The sequence below is a fragment of the Mesorhizobium sp. M1342 genome (genome assembly GCF_040317955.1).
Taxonomy (GTDB): domain Bacteria; phylum Pseudomonadota; class Alphaproteobacteria; order Rhizobiales; family Rhizobiaceae; genus Mesorhizobium.
In genome coordinates this window covers 223,208-240,457 of sequence record NZ_JAMYLI010000004.1, presented here as the reverse complement: position 1 = coordinate 240,457, position 17,250 = coordinate 223,208, and the positions used below count along the sequence as shown (strand labels likewise).

The following is a 17,250-nucleotide window of genomic DNA, read 5'->3' as shown; positions in this document are numbered from 1 at the left end:
ATTGTCCGGGACCGCGCGATGCCAGTCCAGCACAAACCGCTGCTGATCACAGGCTGCCTGCCCGGCTAGCCCTAAGCAAACTCCATGATCACCGCATCCACCGCCAGGCTGTCGCCTGGCTTGGCGTTGAGTTTCGACACGACAAGGTCGCGTTCGGCGCGCAGCACGTTTTCCATCTTCATCGCTTCGACCACCGCAAGCGTCTCGCCGGCCTTGACCTCCTGGCCTTCGGCAACGGCAATCGACACGACGAGGCCAGGCATCGGACAAAGCAGCAGGTTTGACGTGTCCGGCGCTATCTTTTCGGGCATCAGCCTTTCCAGCTCGGCGGTGCGCGGCAGCATGGCGCGCGCGGTCACCGACATGCCTTTCCAGGCTATGCGAAAGCCGTTGGCAACCGGCCTGACCTGAGCCGTAACCTTGCGCTTGCCGACCGTGCCGCGCCAGATCAGATCGCCCGGCCGCCAGTCTGATGCAACGGTCAACGCCCTGCCGCCCTCGATCGACAGATCGATTTCCATCGGAATGGAAATCATGCCCTCGATAATCGACGCCGACAGATAGTCATCGCCGATCTTTACCACCCAGTCGCGCTTCAGAGCTCCCGAATGCGGCGCCAGCCGCCCGCCCAGCCGGTCGAGCCGGTCACGGCGCAGCAGTTCCACCGCGGTCGCGATCGACGCCAGCACGGCCTTCTCATCGTCGTTCGGTACGACCGGCGCGAAGCCGTCGGGATATTCCTCCGATATAAAAGCGGTCGATATCCGCCCTTCCCGCCAACGCGGATGCTGCATCAAGGCGGCCAGGAACGGAATGTTGTGCTCGATACCGTCGACGACGAAGCTGTCGAGCGCTTCCGACATGGCATCGATGGCCTCCAGACGCGTCGGCGCCCAGGTGCACAGCTTGGCGAGCATCGGATCGTAGAACATCGAGATTTCGGAGCCTTCGGTGACGCCGGTGTCGTTGCGGATGACGACATCGCCGAATTGTCCTTCCTCAGGCGGCCGGTAGCGCGTCAGTCGGCCGATCGAAGGCAGGAAGTTGCGGTAAGGGTCTTCGGCATAGAGCCGGCTTTCCACCGCCCAGCCGTTCAGCTTGATGTCGCTTTGCTTCAGGCCAAGCTTTTCGCCGGCGGCGACGCGGATCATCTGCTCGACCAGATCGATGCCGGTGACGAGCTCCGTCACCGGATGCTCGACCTGCAATCGTGTATTCATTTCAAGGAAATAGAAGTTCTTGTCCTTGTCGACGATGAATTCGACCGTGCCGGCGCTCTGGTAATCGACAGCCCTGGCCAGCGCCACCGACTGCTCGCCCATGGCCTTGCGTGTCGCGGCGTCCAGGAATGGCGATGGCGCCTCTTCGGCGACCTTCTGATTGCGTCGCTGGATCGAGCATTCGCGCTCGCCGAGATAGAGCGCGTTGCCATGCGCGTCGGCCAGCACCTGGATTTCGATGTGGCGCGGATCGACGATGAATTTCTCAATGAAGAGACGATCGTCGCCGAACGAGCTCTTGGCTTCCGAGCGCGCGCGGTCGAAGCCGTCGCGCACTTCGGCCTCGCTCCAGGCGATGCGCATGCCCTTGCCGCCGCCGCCGGCCGAAGCCTTGATCATCACGGGATAGCCGATTTCGCCGGCGATCTTTTCGGCATGGTCGGCATTCTCGATGACGCCGAGCCAGCCGGGCACGGTGGAAACCTTGGCGGCGTTGGCGAACTTCTTCGATTCGATCTTATCGCCCATCGCCTTGATCGCCTTGGGCTTCGGGCCGATGAAAATGATGCCTTCCGCTTCCAGCGCTTCACAGAAAGCCGCCCGCTCGGACAGGAATCCGTAGCCGGGATGCACGGCCTGGGCTCCCGTTTCCTTGCAGGCGGCGATGATCTTTTCCGGGACGAGATAGCTCAGCGCGGCTGGCGAAGGCCCGATATGCACCGCCTCGTCGGCCATCTCGACATGCACGGCATCGCGATCGGCATCGGAATAGACGGCAACCGTGGCAATGCCCATCTTGCGCGCCGTCTTGATTACGCGGCAGGCAATTTCGCCGCGATTGGCGATCAGGATCTTGGTGAACATGCGAAATGTCATCCCTCGGGTCGGCCGTTCCTTTTATGGCCTGTGCTTGCAGGGTCAAGCCGACCATGCAATTCACTGCCTTTCAATCGACTTGCGATTCCAATTCATCGCTGTGGCCCAGTCGGGGAGCCAGCTGCCAGTTGATCGTGTCGGCAAAACCTGAAACCTTGGAAAAAAATCCGCATTGGAGGACGCCTGATGAAAACCCGCGCCGCTGTCGCTGTCGCCGCCGGAAAGCCGCTGGAGATCATGGAGGTCGATCTCGACGGCCCACGTGAGGGCGAGGTGCTGGTCGAGATCAAGGCGACCGGCATCTGCCACACCGACGAATTCACGCTGTCGGGCGCCGATCCCGAAGGCCTGTTTCCAGCCATCCTCGGCCATGAGGGCGCCGGCGTCGTCGTCGATATCGGCAAGGGCGTCACCTCGCTCAAGAAGGGCGACCACGTCATCCCGCTCTATACGCCCGAATGTCGCCAGTGCCATTCCTGCCTGTCGCGAAAGACCAATCTGTGCACGGCCATCCGCGCCACGCAGGGCCAGGGGCTGATGCCGGACGGTTCATCGCGCTTCTCGATCGGCAAGGACAAGATCTTTCACTATATGGGCTGCTCGACTTTCTCCAACTTCACCGTGCTGCCCGAGATCGCGCTGGCCAAGGTCAACCCCGACGCGCCCTTCGACAAGATCTGCTACATCGGCTGCGGCGTCACCACCGGCATCGGTGCTGTGATCAACACCGCCAAGGTCGAGATCGGCGCCACCGCGGTCGTCTTCGGTCTCGGCGGCATCGGCCTCAATGTCATCCAGGGCCTGAAACTTGCCGGCGCCGACATGATCATCGGCGTCGATTTGAACAACGACAAGAAGGAGTGGGGCGAGCGGTTCGGCATGACGCATTTCGTCAATCCGAAGGAGATCGACGGCGATGTCGTGCCCCACCTCGTCAACATGACCAAGCGTGGCGCCGACCAGATCGGCGGCGCCGACTACACATTCGACTGCACCGGCAGCACCAAGGTGATGCGTCAGGCGCTGGAAGCCTCGCATCGCGGCTGGGGCAAGTCGGTCGTCATCGGCGTTGCCGGTGCCGGCCAGGAGATTTCGACAAGGCCGTTCCAACTGGTCACCGGCCGCACCTGGATGGGAACCGCCTTCGGCGGCGCGCGCGGCCGCACCGACGTGCCCAAGATCGTCGACTGGTACATGGACGGCAAGATCCAGATCGACCCGATGATCACCCACACGCTGAAGCTCGAGGACATCAACAAGGGTTTTGATCTCATGCATGAGGGCAAATCGATCAGGAGTGTCGTGGTTTACTGAGCAAGACCACAAGTCGCCGACCAGCCGGCCTGCGACTTCTGGGTTCACAACTGGGAGGAAAAAAGAATGCCGGAAAAACTGCATCCGAAAATCGACAATGGACTGCCCCGGGAAAGCGCCAGCTTTGCCGGCGGCACGCTGGTCTGCGCCTGCACCAGCAAGCCGGTCAGGGTGAAGGTCAAAGGCCAGATCGCCCACAACCACGCCTGCGGCTGCACAAAGTGCTGGAAGCCGGAGGGCGCGGTGTTCTCGGTCGTTGCCGTTGCCGGCACCGGCGACGTCACCGTCACCGAGAATGGTGACAAGCTGAAGGTGGTCGACCCCTCGGCGCTGATCCAGCGCCATGCCTGCACCGGCTGCGGGGTGCACATGCACGGACCGGTCGAGCGCGACCACCCGTTCAAGGGCCTGTCCTTCATCCATCCCGAGCGCTTCGAGGAGGACGGCTGGTCGCCTCCGGGCTTCACTGCCTTTGTCTCGTCGATCATCGAATCCGGTGTCGATCCAAAGCGGATGGACGGCATCCGTTCGCAGCTGAAGACGATCGGGCTCGAACCCTATGACTGCCTCAATCCCGGACTGATGGACTATATCGCAACCTGGACGGCGAAGAAGTCCGGCGCCTTGCCGGCCTGACTATCGTGAGATTTCAGGGTATGGGGCCGGACAGGTTTCCGGCCCCTGCTCGTTCTGGAGAGACAATGCCCTCACCCGCCATTCTCGTCGATGCCGACGCCTGCCCGGTCAAGGCCGAGGTCGAAAAAGTGGCCGACCGGCATGGCGTCGTTGTCACCTACGTCTCCAATGGCGGCCTGCGGCCATCGCGCGATCCGATGGTCCGCAATGTCGTGGTCTCAAAGGGCGCTGATGCCGCCGACGACTGGATCGTCGACAATGCGCGCACCAACGACATTGTGATCACCGCCGACATTCCGCTGGCCGCCCGCGCGGTGGCGCTCGGCGCCCATGTGCTTGGGCCAACGGGGCGCCCCTTCACGCCGGAAACGATCGGCATGGCGGTGGCGATGCGTGACCTGAAGCAGCATCTGCGCGAGACCGGCGAAAGCAAGGGCTACAATGCCAGCTTCGCGCCGCAGGACCGGTCGCGGTTTCTCGGTGAACTCGACCGCATCTTGCGGCGGGCGCTCAAATCCGCCACACCAGACTAGAAACCGAGCGCCATCCAAGGTTGGAACCGACATGGCTGCCGAAACCCCCGTGAAGTCTCCCATTCAGCGCCACATGCTGTTCGCTGTGTCGGCCTGCGTTGGCGTCTTTGCGCTTCTCGTGGCGTTGCTGCTGCACGCCCCGCTTGCCTATTCGATCGGCGCCAACGCGTTCTTTGCCGCTTATGTCATTCTCGTCGTCGCCCAGATGCCGAAGTTCACCGGCAGGTATCTGAGCAGGAATGCGCGTGCCACGGACCAGCCGGTGCTGGTCATCTTCGCTGTGACGCTTGTCGTCGTCGGCGTTGCCGTTATCTCATTGTTCCTGCTGATCAATCAGAAGGACAGAAGCCATCCCGTCGAGGTCATCTTCGCGCTGCTGTCGATCCCGCTCGGCTGGTTCACAATCCATGCCATGGCAGCGCTCCATTATGCCCATGTCTACTGGATGGACGGCGATGCGGTGGATGCCGAGACCAGGAAGAAAATCCCGGTCGGCGGACTGCTGTTTCCGGGCGACAAACGGCCGGAGGGCTGGGATTTCCTGTACTTCTCGACGGTGATCGGCATGACCGCACAGACTGCCGATACCAACATCTCGACAACGGATATGCGTCGTGTCGTGCTTGTCCATTCCATCCTGTCGTTTTTCTTCAACACGGTCATCGTCGCCGCTGCCGTCAATCTCGCCGTCAGCCTGGGCGGTCCGTAATAAATCCGTGATCGGATGAAACATCGGTTTGGATCGCGACGTATCAGGAGGACAATGAACGCGCAGGCCATGCCGCGAGGCCGGGAGACGAAAGACGATGGAATCCGTTGCCAGAAGCCAATCCGCCGCCGATCCAGGCGCTTCTGCGTCGAACGACAAAACGCTGATCTACCGGCAGTCTCGCTGGACGCGGCTGACGCATTGGCTCTGGGCCATCTCCTTGTTCTTCATGCTGCTGTCAGGCCTGCAGATCTTCAATGCCCGTCCGCAGCTCTATATCGGCAAAGAATCGGGCTTTGACTACAACAACACCATCTTCGCCATCGGCGCCGAGAATTCCGATGCGGGTCCGCGCGGCTACACCGAAATCTTCGGGCATCGCTTCGACACGACTGGCGTGCTCGGCTGGTCGGGTCCGGCCGGCCAGGAGACATCCCGCGCCTTTCCATCCTGGGCGACCATCCCGTCCTACTATGATCTCGGCACCGCGCGCGTCATCCATTTCTTCTTTGCCTGGATACTGACCACGACGTTGATCGTCTGGTTTGTCGCCAGCATCGTGAACGGCCATCTGCGGCGCGATCTCGCGCCACGCCTCGACGATTTGAAGCGATTGCCGCAAGACATCGTCGACCATGCCAAGCTCAAATTCCACCACGCGCGCGAATACAACACGCTGCAGAAGATGGCCTATAGCGGCGTGCTGTTCGTGCTGTTGCCGCTGATGATCATCACCGGCCTGGCGATGTCGCCGAGCATGAATTCGGTGCTGCCGTTCCTCAACGATCTGCTCGGTGGCCGGCAGACGGCACGCACCATCCATTTCACCGTCATGGTGCTGCTGGTCGCCTTCTTCGTCGTCCATATCCTGATGATCCTGGCCGCCGGCCCGATCAACGAACTGCGCTCGATCATCACCGGCTGGTATCGCACCGATCCTCCCGCACAGGACGACAAACCCGTCGAGAGGAATGCCTGACATGGCAAAATTCCAGATCAGCCGCCGCAAATTCCTGACCGGTGCCAGCCTTGGCGTCTCCGGCATCATGCTGTCGGGCTGCGACGCCTTCGACAGTCAGCTAGGTGTTGGCAGCGGCCTGCGCAGTTTTCTCGAAAACGCCAATGACCTGACATACCGGGCACAGCGCCTGCTTGCCGGACGTGACGCGCTGGCGCCGGAATTCACCGAGGCCGACATACGCCAGCCGCAGCGGCCGAACGGTGTCACCGCTCCCGATGACGATGTTTACAAAGGCCTGCTCGCCAACAATTTCGCCGACTGGCGTCTGGAAGTGACGGGTCTCGTCGAAAAGCCGCTGTCGCTCAGCCGCGAGCAGCTTCAGAACATGCCGAGCCGCACCCAGATCACCCGCCATGACTGCGTCGAAGGCTGGAGCTGCATAGCCAAATGGACCGGCACCCCGCTGTCGCTGGTGCTGGACCAGGCGGTGGTCAAACCACAGGCGCGCTATGTCATGTTCCATTGCCTCGACACGATCGACCGCAGCCTGTCGGGCGACATCAAATATTACGGCAGCATCGACCTGATCGATGCCCGTCACCCGCAGACGATCCTCGCCTATGGCCTGAACGGCAAGCCGCTGCCGGTCGAGAACGGCGCGCCGCTGCGGGTTCGCGTCGAGCGCCAGCTCGGCTACAAGATGCCGAAATATCTCTACAAGATCGAGCTGGTCGACGGCTTCGCCACTGTCGGCGGCGGTCGCGGCGGCTATTGGGAAGACAATGGTTATGACTGGTACGGCGGAATCTGAATCGCACACCGCAAACGCTGCGGCCCCAAAGATGGCCAACCTATAGCGAGCGGCGAAACAGTTCGCCCTTTCCGGCGATCTGCTCGCCAATGCCGCCGAGCCGCAGCATGTGCCAGGCAAGGGCGTGATTGCTCGAGGTTACCGGTTTCCCCAGTTCCTTCTCGACCTCCTCGATGATGCGGGCAACGCGCATGCTCGTGCAGGAAACAAACACCGCCTCACAGTCGCTCGACGCGCCGATCTCCAAAATGGCCTGCTTGACCTATGCCTGCTTGATGCGTTCATCGAGATTGTCGTCCTCCTCGTTGAAGGATCCCATGACCGTAATATCCATCACCCGCTCCATCCGCGATGCCCGCAAGGAATGATTGATTTTCGCCAAATAAGGGGTGAGCAACGCGATCCGCGAAACGCCCAGGGCCTTCAGCGCCGCCCGCGCCGCCGTCACCGGGTTGGTCACTTGCACGCCCGGCAGCACCTCGTGAACGCGTTCGGCGACCTTGTCCTCGCCGATAACCAGCGCTCCCGAGGTGCAGGCAAAACCGATCACATCGAACTTGACGTCCGGCAAGAGCCCGACAGTTCCCGGAATCACGGCCGACATCTTCATCAGGTTTTCAGGCGTGATCTCGACATCACTGTAGAGCCGCGCCTCGTACAGCGCGATGGCGCGCGCGGGCAGCGCATAGCGGAATTCATCCTCGATGGTCTGGTCGGTTCGAAGGACGAGCAGGCCGAGATTGGCGCGGGTGCCGATGCCGTCGTCGGTCGTGAAGGGAATGTGTTCCTTGTCGAGGACAAGCGTGTCGTCGGCGCGGCTAAGCGGGGCGTCCATGGCACAGTCCCCTTCCTGATGCCAATCAGAATTGTCGACAATAGAAACGACAACTTTGCCAAACGTGTCAAGAGCTCCGTTCGAATTTTGGCAACCGAGAAATGCAGGAATTTCGCCCTGTCTGAACGGTGAATCTATCGTCGACCCACGTGCCCGTTGACAATGACCAGCGTCTTCCTATTGAATTGTCGACAATAGAAACGACAACCATTCGGGACAGCGATGCGCGTATTGATCTTGGGCGGCGGCGTTGTCGGGATCACCACGGCCTATCAGTTGCAGAAGGACGGCCACACGGTCACCGTTCTCGAGCAGGCATCACAGGTAGCCGAAGGGGCAAGCTGGGCAAATGCCGGCATGATCGCGCCCGGCCATTCCTTCGTCTGGTCATCGCCGGCCGCGCCAAAAACCCTGCTGAAGTCACTGTTCCTGAAAGACCAGGCGCTTCGTTTCAAACTCTCCGCCGACCCGCATCTCTACAGCTGGTCGCTGCGCTTCCTCATGCAATGCACGGCCGCCAAAGCGCGTCGCAACACCCTTCTCAAACATCGGCTTGCGGTCCATTCCCAATCGGTCCTGCAGGCGGTCGTCAGGGAAGAGGCGATCCCGTACGACAGGACGTCGGACGGCATTCTTTATTTCCACCGCAGCCATCAGGCGCTCGACAAGGGCGTCGCCAACATGCGCCTGCTGGAAGCCGACGGCCAGGAGATCCGCATCGTAGACGCGCAGGAAATCGTTGACCGCGAGCCGGCGCTGGCTTCGTCGCGCGACAACATTGCCGGCGGCGTATTGTGTCCGACCGACGAAACCGGCGACGCCGCCAAGTTCACGCGCGCGCTGGCGGCCATCGTCGAAAATAGGGGCGGCAAGATCCTGACAGGGACCAGGATCGTGGGGATCGAACGCAGAAAGGAAACGATCACCAAGGTCGTCACCGACAAGGGAGAGTTTCTGGCCGACACCTACGTTCTGTGTCTGGGCGCGGAAAGCCCGATCCTCGCCCGCAACATCGGCCTTGGTCTGCCGATCTATCCGGTCAAGGGATATTCCCTGACCATTCCCATCGTCGATCGGGCGCTGGCTCCAAAACTCCCTGTTATCGATGAGCACAACCTCGTCGCCATCACGCCGATGGGCGATCGCATCCGCGTGACCGCCACCGCGGAATTCGCAGGCTATGATCGCAGCCACAAGCCTTCGGATTTCGCCTTCATGAAGCGCGTCACGCAGGACCTGTTCCCGCGCGGCATCGCCTATGATCGCGCCGAGATGCGGGCCTGCCTGAGGCCCATGACGCCCGACAACCTGCCGATCCTCGGCCTGCGCAACATCAAAAATCTCTGGCTGAACACCGGCCACGGTCATATCGGGTGGACCATGGCACATGGATCGGCCCGCATCGTCGCCGATCTGATCGCCGGCCGGGCGGCACCAATCGCCCTCGATGACATCCTTCCCACACGGGCGCGGTTTGCCGAACCAAGCGCCGCAAAGGCTTGACCGACGCCATGCTCCGACCCACCAGGCAAACCAACCAGGGCAACAGCGCGGCCCTGCCATCCAAGCCGATCAAGACCGGCCCGCATGTCTATGAAGAAATCCGTCGCATGGCGATGGACTATCGCTTCAAGCCGAACGAGCGCATCAACGAAGTGGCGCTTGCCGCCAGGCTGAATGTCAGCCGCAGCCCGATCCGGGAGGCGCTCCAGCGGTTGGTCACAGAAGAACTCATCACTTTCCAGACCAATCGCGGCTTCTTTTGCCGGGGCTTCGATGTAGACGAGATCGTCAATCTTTCCGACGTGCGGGCGGTGCTCGAGGAGCGCTCCGTCAGGCTGGCGATCCAGCGCGCGACAGATGAGGAGCTTGCCGCGCTCGTCGACTGGTGGACGCTCACCATGGCGCGCGCCGACTCATTTTCCAGCGCCGAACTGACCGCCAGGGACGAGGAATTTCATATCCGCATCGCCAGGCTGTCAGGCAATCCCGAACTGGCGCGCATGCTCGAAGGCATCAACACGCGCATCCATTTCGTTCGCAAGATCGAAGTGGAGAAGCACCGGCGATTGTCGACGACCTACACCGAACACAGCGAAATCGCCCGGGCCATGGTAGCCCGCGATGCCAACAGGGCCGCAAGGCTCATGCACGACCACATCGCCATCAGCGTCGCCGATGCCATGTCGACCGTCAGGGAAGGCTTGGCAAGGATATACATCGACGTCGACCAGATCTAATCGGGCAACCCCGGCTTTGACCGAGGCAACCCCCTACCGCTCAGGCAACCTTGTCGAGCAGCGGCCTCAGCGCCGGATGGATTTCCGGTGAGGCGTGCTTGATCAGCGTCAGCAGCGCGCGTTCGTTCTCGTAAAGAGGCCTGTCGACGCCGATATGTTCGATCAGCCAGCCGGCTTCGCCGGCATCGATCGTCTCGGCGCGGCGGGCCAGGGTCTCGGCCGCCCTGTTCTTGGCTTCCCACTCGGCCTCGATGTCGCCCGGGGACCGATAGGCTTCCATGATGCCGGCAAGGCCGCCAGAGATCATGCGGCTGAAGAAGCCGCCGATTTCCGGATCGGCATGTTCGAGGAAGGCATCGCGGCGCAGCGCCACATCGCGCGTCGGTGCTTCGTAGCCGGCCGAGCACATGACGAAATTGGCGATCGCCTTGACGAACAGCTCGTTCCAGGACGGATCGTTGTGCCCTTGAGCAGTGCACTCGTTGATCTTGAACAGCACCTCGGCCTCGGCGCGCGTGATGGCGATGTTGCCGTCGCCGCCATGGGCATGGAGGATCCGGCGCAGCAGCTCGACCTCCGCCTGTGCGATGAGGCCGGGAGCCAGCGCGCCGCCGAGCATCAGCGGCCCCTTGCCGTCAATGACGGCATGCGCCACCTGCTCCAGCGCATAGACGCAAAGCTGGCTCGGCGACGATCTTGCCTGTTCCAGCACATGCACCAGCAATTCGAGCTCGGTCCGGCTGTCGACCATGCCATCGCGCGAGATCGTGCGGATCAGCCAGTCGGCATTGTCCTGCGAGATATAGCCCGACGGCTTTTCCTGGTGGACGATATAGTCGGTAACCGCCTCCACGAAGAAGGGCGGCCATTCCTCGCATTTGTCCTTCGCCGTTGCATCGAGCGCAAACAGCGCCTCGGCCTCGCCGCGCGTCACGACGCCATCGCCGAACACTTCATGGCGCAACATCGCCACGTCCTCCGCGGCGATGCGGCTTTTCGAGGTCAGCCCGGCCACCGGCGCGCTCATGATCAATTCGCCCATTTGTCGTCCCCGTCCGCCGTCGCCAAGCGCCGGCCCCAAGCGTCATACAAGCCAACATATCAGCAGTGTCTTGAAAAACCGGCAAACGGCGTGGTTAGCGAAGACTTGTCGGCCAACGCATGTCGCCCAAAAACGTGCCGCGGTTTTGAAGAATGGCATGCACGCGCTTTAGATGTCGCTGACAGGTGACAAGCCGTCGCGCGCGAGCTATGGATGGCGCGTCGAGGACTCAGGGTCTGAGTCCTACCTGTTTGCGGGAGAGAACAGCGAGAGCTGTCGCCGAAGGGGAAATCGCCCGAAATCTCTCAGGCAAAAGAACCGTAGACGGGAAAGACACTCTGGAAAGTCGGGGCTTGCCCCCGCGCCGAAGGTGTAAGCGCCGCTGACAGAGCTCCGGCTGCGCGAGTCTCTCAGGCTTCAGACAGAGGGGCACGGACTGGTCGCCATTCGCGGCCGATTGCGTGCGACTCTGGAGACGACATGACGGGCGACGATACAAGACACCTACCCCTCGAAGACATCCATGTGGCCGCCGGTGCGCGTTTTGGCGCTTTTGCCGGCTGGTCGATGCCGCTGACCTATCCGGCGGGCGTCATGAAGGAACATCTTCACACCCGCGAACAGGCTGGCCTGTTCGACATCTCGCATATGAAGCTGTTCGAAGTCAGCGGGCCGGAGGCGGTTGCGCTGCTCAACCGCGCTTGCCCCTTGGATGCAGGCGCACTCCAAATCTCACAGTCCAAACTGTCCTTTTTCCTCAACGAGGCAGGCGGCATTCTGGACGACCTGATCGTCACCAGACTTGGCGATAGCAGGTTCATGGTGGTCGCCAACGCAGGCAACGCCGTCGCCGACGAAAAGCATTTGCGTGCACTTGCCGCGGATTTCGACGCCAGGGTCGAGCCGCTCGACCGCGTCTTCCTGGCCATCCAGGGTCCTGAAGCCTGGGCCGCCCTTTCGCGCGCCGGCATCGAGACCGGCTCGCTGCTGTTCATGCATGGTGTCGAACCGCGCAAGAACTGGTTCATGAGCCGGTCGGGCTATACCGGCGAGGACGGTTTCGAGATCGGCCTGTCGGAAGCCGATGCGCGCGACCTCGTCGCGAAGCTGCTCGGCGATGAACGCGTGCTGTGGATCGGCCTGGCCGCCCGCGACAGTCTGCGGCTGGAGGCCGGGCTCTGCCTGCATGGCCAGGACATCACGCCGGAGACCGACCCGGCCAGCGCTGCCTTGATGTGGGCTATTCCGAAAGACATCCGCGCTTCCGGCACTTTCATCGGCGCCGATGCGCTCCGCGCCGCCGTGGAACGAGGACCCGCGCAAAAGCGCGTCGGGCTGAAGCCGGAAGGCCGCCAGCCGGTGCGCGCCGGCGCCGCGCTCTTTGACGCCGACGGCACGCCCGCCGGCCATGTCACATCAGGCGGCTTTGGCCCGTCAGCCGGCCATCCGGTCGCCATGGGCTATGTCACGGCGCCACTGGCCAAACAGGGAATACGGGTTTTCGCCGATGTTCGCGGCACGAAAATCCCAGTCGATATCAGCTCCCTGCCCTTCACACCGCATCGCTACCGCAAAGGATGATCTCAATGGCAACGACCTATTTCACATCAGATCACGAATGGCTCCGCGTCGAGGGCGGCATCGCCACTGTCGGCATCACCGACTATGCGCAGGAGCAGCTCGGCGACCTCGTCTTCGTCGAACTGCCGGAGACCGGAAAGAAATTGACCAAGGGCGACACCGCCGTCGTGGTCGAATCCGTCAAGGCGGCTTCCGATGTCTACGCGCCGGTCGATGGCGAGATCACCGAAGCCAACAGCACGCTGTCGTCGGACCCGTCACTGGTCAACTCGGCGGCAACCGGCGCCGGCTGGCTGTGGAAGATGAAGCTTGCCGACGAAAGCCAGCTCGCGGGCCTCATGGATGAGGCCGCCTACAAAGCCCATATCGGCTGATATCAGGACGGATTGACATGACCGCAGCACTCACTCCCTTCTCGGCCCGCCACATCGGCCCGAGCGTCAACGATGTCAGAGCCATGCTTGCCGTGATCGGCGTTCCGTCCATCGAGACGCTGATCAGCCAGGCCGTGCCGCAGTCGATCCGCCTCGACTTGCCGCTGACCCTGCCCGCACCGGCCAGCGAAGCGGAAGCGCTGGCCGAATTGTCGGCGACCATGGCCAAGAATACGGTGCTGAAGAGCTTTATCGGTGCCGGCTATCACGGCGTGCATGTGCCGCCGGTCATCCAGCGCAACTTGTTCGAGAACCCGGCCTGGTACACGGCCTACACGCCCTATCAGGCCGAGATCAGCCAGGGCCGGCTGGAGATGCTGTTCAACTTCCAGACGCTGGTCACGGAATTGACCGGTCTGCCGGTGGCGTCGGCCTCGCTGCTGGATGAAGCAACCGCGGTCGCCGAAGCCATAGGCATCGCCTTGCGCCACCACCGCGACAAGCGCACCAAGATCGCACTTGCCGGCACGCCACACCCGCAGACACTGGACGTCGTGCGTACCCGCGCCGAGCCGCTCGGCATCGAGATCGACGGCGAGACGATCGACGACAACACCGCTGCTTTGCTCGTCTCCTGGCCGGATACGTTTGGCGTCTATGGCGACCACAAGGCGGCGATCGACAAGGCGCGTGCGACCGGCGCCATCGTCGTCTTCATTGCCGATCCGCTCGGCCTGGCGCTGACCGATGCGCCGGCCAAGCTTGGCGCCGACATTGCCGTCGGCCCGATGCAGCGTTTTGGCGTGCCGATGGGCTTTGGCGGGCCGCACGCCGCCTATTGCGCCGTCTCCGACAAGTTGACGCGGCTGATGCCTGGCCGCCTGGTCGGCCAATCCACCGATAGCAAAGGCCGGCCCGGCTACCGGCTTGCCTTACAGACACGCGAACAGCATATCCGCCGCGACAAGGCGACCTCCAACATCTGCACCGCACAGGCGCTGCTTGCCAACATGGCGACGGCTTATGCGATCTGGCACGGCCCCGCCGGGCTGCAGGCGATTGCCGGGCGCATCCACACGCTGGCCAATCGTCTGGCAAGCGGCCTCGAAGCGGCAGGCGTGTCGGTGATCGGCGCCAGCCGTTTCGACACGGTGACGGTGGAGACCAAGGGCAAGGCGGCGCAGATCGCCACTGCGGCTGAAAAGACCGGCCGGCTGCTGCGCGTCATCGATGCCGACCATGTCGGCATCAGCTTCGATGAGACCTCGACCGATGCCGATCTCGATGCGATCGCCGCCCTGTTCGGCGCCAAGGCCTCTCCGTCGGCCGACAGCACCGTACCTGGCAAGCCGCGCGGCAAGGAGTTCCTGACCCAGCCTGTGTTCCATGAGAACAAGTCGGAAACCGACATGATGCGCTTGCTGCGCCGGCTGGCCGACAAGGATCTGGCGCTCGACCGCAGCATGATCCCGCTCGGATCCTGCACCATGAAGCTCAACGCGGCGGCGGAAATGATGCCGGTAAGCTGGCCTGAAATCGCTAATTTGCATCCCTTCGCACCGGCCGCACACTCTGCCGGCTATCGCGCCATGATCGGCGAACTGGAAGGATGGCTGTCGGAGATCACGGGCTTCGACGCCGTTAGCCTGCAGCCCAATGCCGGCAGCCAGGGCGAATATGCCGGCCTGCTAGCCATCCGCGCCTATCACCGCTCACGCGGCGAAGGCCATCGCACCGTCTGCCTGATCCCCTCCTCCGCGCATGGCACCAATCCGGCGAGTGCGGCGATGGCCGGCATGAGCGTTGTCGTTGTGCGCTGCCTGGAGGACGGCAATATCGACATGGACGACATGAGAGCCAAGGCCAACGAGCATTCCAAGAATCTCGCGGCACTGATGTTCACCTACCCCTCGACGCATGGCGTCTACGAGGAAGGTGCACGCCACCTCTGCGCCCTTATCCACGAGCATGGCGGCCAGGTCTATTTCGATGGCGCCAATCTCAACGCGCTGGTCGCCTTGGCGCGGCCCGCCGATATCGGCGCCGATGTCTGTCATATGAACCTGCACAAGACCTTCTGCATTCCGCATGGCGGCGGTGGCCCGGGCATCGGCCCGATCGGCGTAAAGGCGCATCTGCAGCCCTATCTGCCGGGACATGTCACCGAAGGTTCGGCGCACGCCGTGTCGGCCGCACCATTCGGCAGTGCCTCGATCCTGCCGATCACCTGGATGTATATCCGCATGATGGGCGCCGCCGGACTGAAGCAGGCGACGGAGACCGCCATCATCTCGGCCAACTACGTGGCGACACGGCTCGCGCCGCATTTCCCGCTTCTCTACAAGGGCAGGCACGATCGCATCGCGCATGAATGCATCCTCGACACCCGCGTGCTCAAGGACAGCGCCGGCATCAGTGTCGACGATGTCGCCAAACGGCTGATCGACTACGGCTTCCACGCGCCGACCATGTCCTTCCCGGTCGCCGGCACGCTGATGGTGGAGCCGACCGAATCCGAGCCCAAGCGGGAACTCGACCGCTTCTGCGAGGCGATGATCGCCATCGCAGGCGAGGCAGCGAAAGTCGCCAGGGGCGAATGGCCTTTGGCCGACAATCCGCTGGTCAACGCGCCGCACACCGCCGCCGAGGTGCTGGCCGGCCAGTGGACGCATCCCTACTCGCGCCTGGAGGCGGCCTATCCCGCCGGCGACGCCGACACGGCAGCCAAATACTGGCCACCGGTGTCACGCATCGACAATGTCGCCGGCGACCGCAACCTGGTCTGCTCCTGCCCGCCACTGTCGGACTATCTGGGTGCGGCGGAATAATTACGCGGAGCGCAAGGCCGGCTTGATAGGTTCGGCCTTGCCTGTCCTTTTACGGCTGATGACGCAGTTTCGCCCGGCGCGCTTGGCGGCATAGAGCGCCGCATCGGCCTCGGTCAGCACCTCATCGAGGCTGCTGCCGCTTGCCTCGCCAAAGCCGATGCCGCCGCTGACCGTGCTGCGCAACTTGCCGAGTTGGGTGGCGACGATCTCGGTGCCGAAGGCCACACAGATCTTGCTGGCGAGATCATGGGCCTTCTCTTCCGTCATTCGCGACATGACGACGGCGAATTCCTCGCCGCCCAGGCGAAAAGCGTCGACGCCGGTCCTGGCATATTTCTTGATGACCGCGGCGAAGCGGCACAAGACCTGGTCCCCGACCGGATGGCCATAGACATCGTTCGTCCGCTTGAAGTGGTCGAGGTCGAACATGACGACGGACATGAACGGACCGAAACTCCGCTCGCCGTAGAGCGACGTCAACGCCCGCCGGTTCATCAACCCCGTCAGCGGGTCGGTCATGGTCTCGGCCTTCAGCTCGATCTGCGCCTGCAGATGGTGGAGGGAGAGCGTCAATGCGCCGAGCCCGGTCATGCAAGCCACCGCCACGACGGAATTCAGTCGTTCGGCCCAGTTGTCGGGCGCGACCGCGAGCGTCCATTGCCCCTTGGTCAGCAGAACCACGCCACAAAGCGCAAACGACACAGCGCAGGTGCCGCTCAGAAACGAAACCACCAGCAGGATCCGGCGATCGTGACTGCCATTGATCCAAAACATGGCGCCGATCGCCGACAGAAGCACCGTCACCGTGGCGTAGGTGACGATGAAGCCGACACCGTCAAGCCCCAGGAAGGTCACTGCCGCACAGACAGCCATGGCGGCAAGCGCCGGTGCAACGGCGCGTCTGTGGCCGGGCACGCCCAGATATTGCATGGCCGACACGCAGAGGATCAGGAACCCCAGGCTGAGCAGCGCAAGCACGATCTGACAGAGCAGCGGATCGGGATCCTTGGTGTATCGCCAGAACAGGATCACATGCGCGACGAGCACCAGAATGCCGCACGCCACCGTCAGCACGAAGCCTGCCTTGGGCGCGGTGAACCAGATCGCAAACATGGTGACGCTGAGGCAGATGCCCGACAGCGCAGCTGCGAGCAGGAGCGAACTGAAGTCCAGCATATCGGGCAAGGGCCTCTCGAGCGTCGGCGGTTGCGCTGCACTCTAAGGTCAGCGGCAGCCCTCAGATATGGGTTTTCAGCCGATCTATCGATGCAACCTACGGATAGGGTTTAC

16 protein-coding genes and 1 riboswitch are annotated in these 17,250 nt (G+C 62.6%); of the genes, 11 read left to right on the top strand and 5 right to left on the bottom strand.

Annotated elements, in window-relative coordinates:
- Nucleotides 1-71 precede the first annotated feature (71 nt).
- Nucleotides 72-2,084, bottom strand: a complete 2,013-nt coding sequence (locus tag NKH06_RS06115; protein WP_352892520.1) for an acetyl-CoA carboxylase biotin carboxylase subunit — start codon at nucleotides 2,082-2,084, stop codon at nucleotides 72-74.
- Nucleotides 2,085-2,282: 198 nt separating this feature from the next.
- Between NKH06_RS06115 and NKH06_RS06110 the strand changes: the two genes are divergently transcribed.
- From NKH06_RS06110 to NKH06_RS06085, 6 genes are all read left to right on the top strand, one after another.
- Entirely contained in the window at nucleotides 2,283-3,410 is a 1,128-nt protein-coding gene (locus NKH06_RS06110) for an S-(hydroxymethyl)glutathione dehydrogenase/class III alcohol dehydrogenase (protein WP_127270241.1), read from the top strand.
- Nucleotides 3,411-3,476: 66 nt separating this feature from the next.
- Nucleotides 3,477-4,046, top strand: coding sequence for an S-(hydroxymethyl)glutathione synthase (gene gfa, locus NKH06_RS06105; RefSeq protein ID WP_352891194.1), 570 nt, complete (start codon nucleotides 3,477-3,479; stop codon nucleotides 4,044-4,046).
- Between the two features lie 65 nt (nucleotides 4,047-4,111).
- The gene (locus tag NKH06_RS06100) at nucleotides 4,112-4,579 is read left to right on the top strand and encodes a YaiI/YqxD family protein (RefSeq protein WP_352892517.1); all 468 of its coding nucleotides are present in this window, start codon (nucleotides 4,112-4,114) and stop codon (nucleotides 4,577-4,579) included.
- Between the two features lie 31 nt (nucleotides 4,580-4,610).
- A complete protein-coding gene (locus NKH06_RS06095) occupies nucleotides 4,611-5,288 on the top strand; it encodes a DUF1345 domain-containing protein (protein ID WP_352892514.1) in 678 nt (225 codons plus the stop codon).
- A 97-nt stretch (nucleotides 5,289-5,385) separates the two neighbouring features.
- Nucleotides 5,386-6,267, top strand: coding sequence for a cytochrome b/b6 domain-containing protein (locus tag NKH06_RS06090; RefSeq protein ID WP_352892513.1), 882 nt, complete (start codon nucleotides 5,386-5,388; stop codon nucleotides 6,265-6,267).
- Nucleotide 6,268: 1 nt separating this feature from the next.
- Entirely contained in the window at nucleotides 6,269-7,060 is a 792-nt protein-coding gene (locus NKH06_RS06085; RefSeq protein ID WP_023810518.1) for a molybdopterin-binding protein, read from the top strand.
- A gap of 40 nt (nucleotides 7,061-7,100) precedes the next feature.
- Here NKH06_RS06085 and NKH06_RS06080 read toward each other — a convergent pair whose 3' ends face one another.
- Complete coding sequence (locus NKH06_RS06080) at nucleotides 7,101-7,307, bottom strand: aspartate racemase/maleate isomerase family protein (protein WP_352892512.1); 207 nt, start codon at nucleotides 7,305-7,307, stop codon at nucleotides 7,101-7,103.
- A gap of 15 nt (nucleotides 7,308-7,322) precedes the next feature.
- The gene (locus NKH06_RS06075) at nucleotides 7,323-7,895 is read right to left on the bottom strand and encodes an Asp/Glu racemase (protein ID WP_352892511.1); all 573 of its coding nucleotides are present in this window, start codon (nucleotides 7,893-7,895) and stop codon (nucleotides 7,323-7,325) included.
- A 222-nt stretch (nucleotides 7,896-8,117) separates the two neighbouring features.
- Here NKH06_RS06075 and NKH06_RS06070 point away from each other — a divergent pair, with 222 nt between their 5' ends.
- A complete protein-coding gene (locus tag NKH06_RS06070) occupies nucleotides 8,118-9,398 on the top strand; it encodes a D-amino acid dehydrogenase (RefSeq protein WP_352865531.1) in 1,281 nt (426 codons plus the stop codon).
- An 8-nt stretch (nucleotides 9,399-9,406) separates the two neighbouring features.
- A complete protein-coding gene (locus tag NKH06_RS06065; protein ID WP_352865533.1) occupies nucleotides 9,407-10,135 on the top strand; it encodes a GntR family transcriptional regulator in 729 nt (242 codons plus the stop codon).
- A gap of 40 nt (nucleotides 10,136-10,175) precedes the next feature.
- Here NKH06_RS06065 and NKH06_RS06060 read toward each other — a convergent pair whose 3' ends face one another.
- On the bottom strand, nucleotides 10,176-11,177 hold the full coding sequence (locus NKH06_RS06060) for a hypothetical protein (RefSeq protein WP_352759140.1): 1,002 nt from the start codon (nucleotides 11,175-11,177) through the stop codon (nucleotides 10,176-10,178).
- 244 nt (nucleotides 11,178-11,421) lie between these two features.
- A riboswitch (glycine riboswitch) is annotated at nucleotides 11,422-11,508 on the top strand.
- A gap of 149 nt (nucleotides 11,509-11,657) precedes the next feature.
- Here NKH06_RS06060 and gcvT point away from each other — a divergent pair.
- From gcvT to gcvP, 3 genes are read left to right on the top strand one after another with little or no spacing between them, the layout of a single operon-like run.
- Nucleotides 11,658-12,758, top strand: a complete 1,101-nt coding sequence (gene gcvT, locus NKH06_RS06055; RefSeq protein ID WP_352630168.1) for a glycine cleavage system aminomethyltransferase GcvT — start codon at nucleotides 11,658-11,660, stop codon at nucleotides 12,756-12,758.
- A 5-nt stretch (nucleotides 12,759-12,763) separates the two neighbouring features.
- Nucleotides 12,764-13,132: a glycine cleavage system protein GcvH gene (gcvH, locus tag NKH06_RS06050; RefSeq protein WP_128303368.1), complete on the top strand. Its 369-nt coding sequence runs from the start codon at nucleotides 12,764-12,766 to the stop codon at nucleotides 13,130-13,132.
- 17 nt (nucleotides 13,133-13,149) lie between these two features.
- Complete coding sequence (gene gcvP / locus NKH06_RS06045; protein ID WP_352440247.1) at nucleotides 13,150-15,960, top strand: aminomethyl-transferring glycine dehydrogenase; 2,811 nt, start codon at nucleotides 13,150-13,152, stop codon at nucleotides 15,958-15,960.
- Here the strand turns inward: gcvP and NKH06_RS06040 are convergent, their stop codons facing one another.
- Nucleotides 15,961-17,136, bottom strand: a complete 1,176-nt coding sequence (locus NKH06_RS06040; RefSeq protein WP_023810510.1) for a GGDEF domain-containing protein — start codon at nucleotides 17,134-17,136, stop codon at nucleotides 15,961-15,963.
- Between the last annotated feature and the right edge of the window lie 114 nt (nucleotides 17,137-17,250).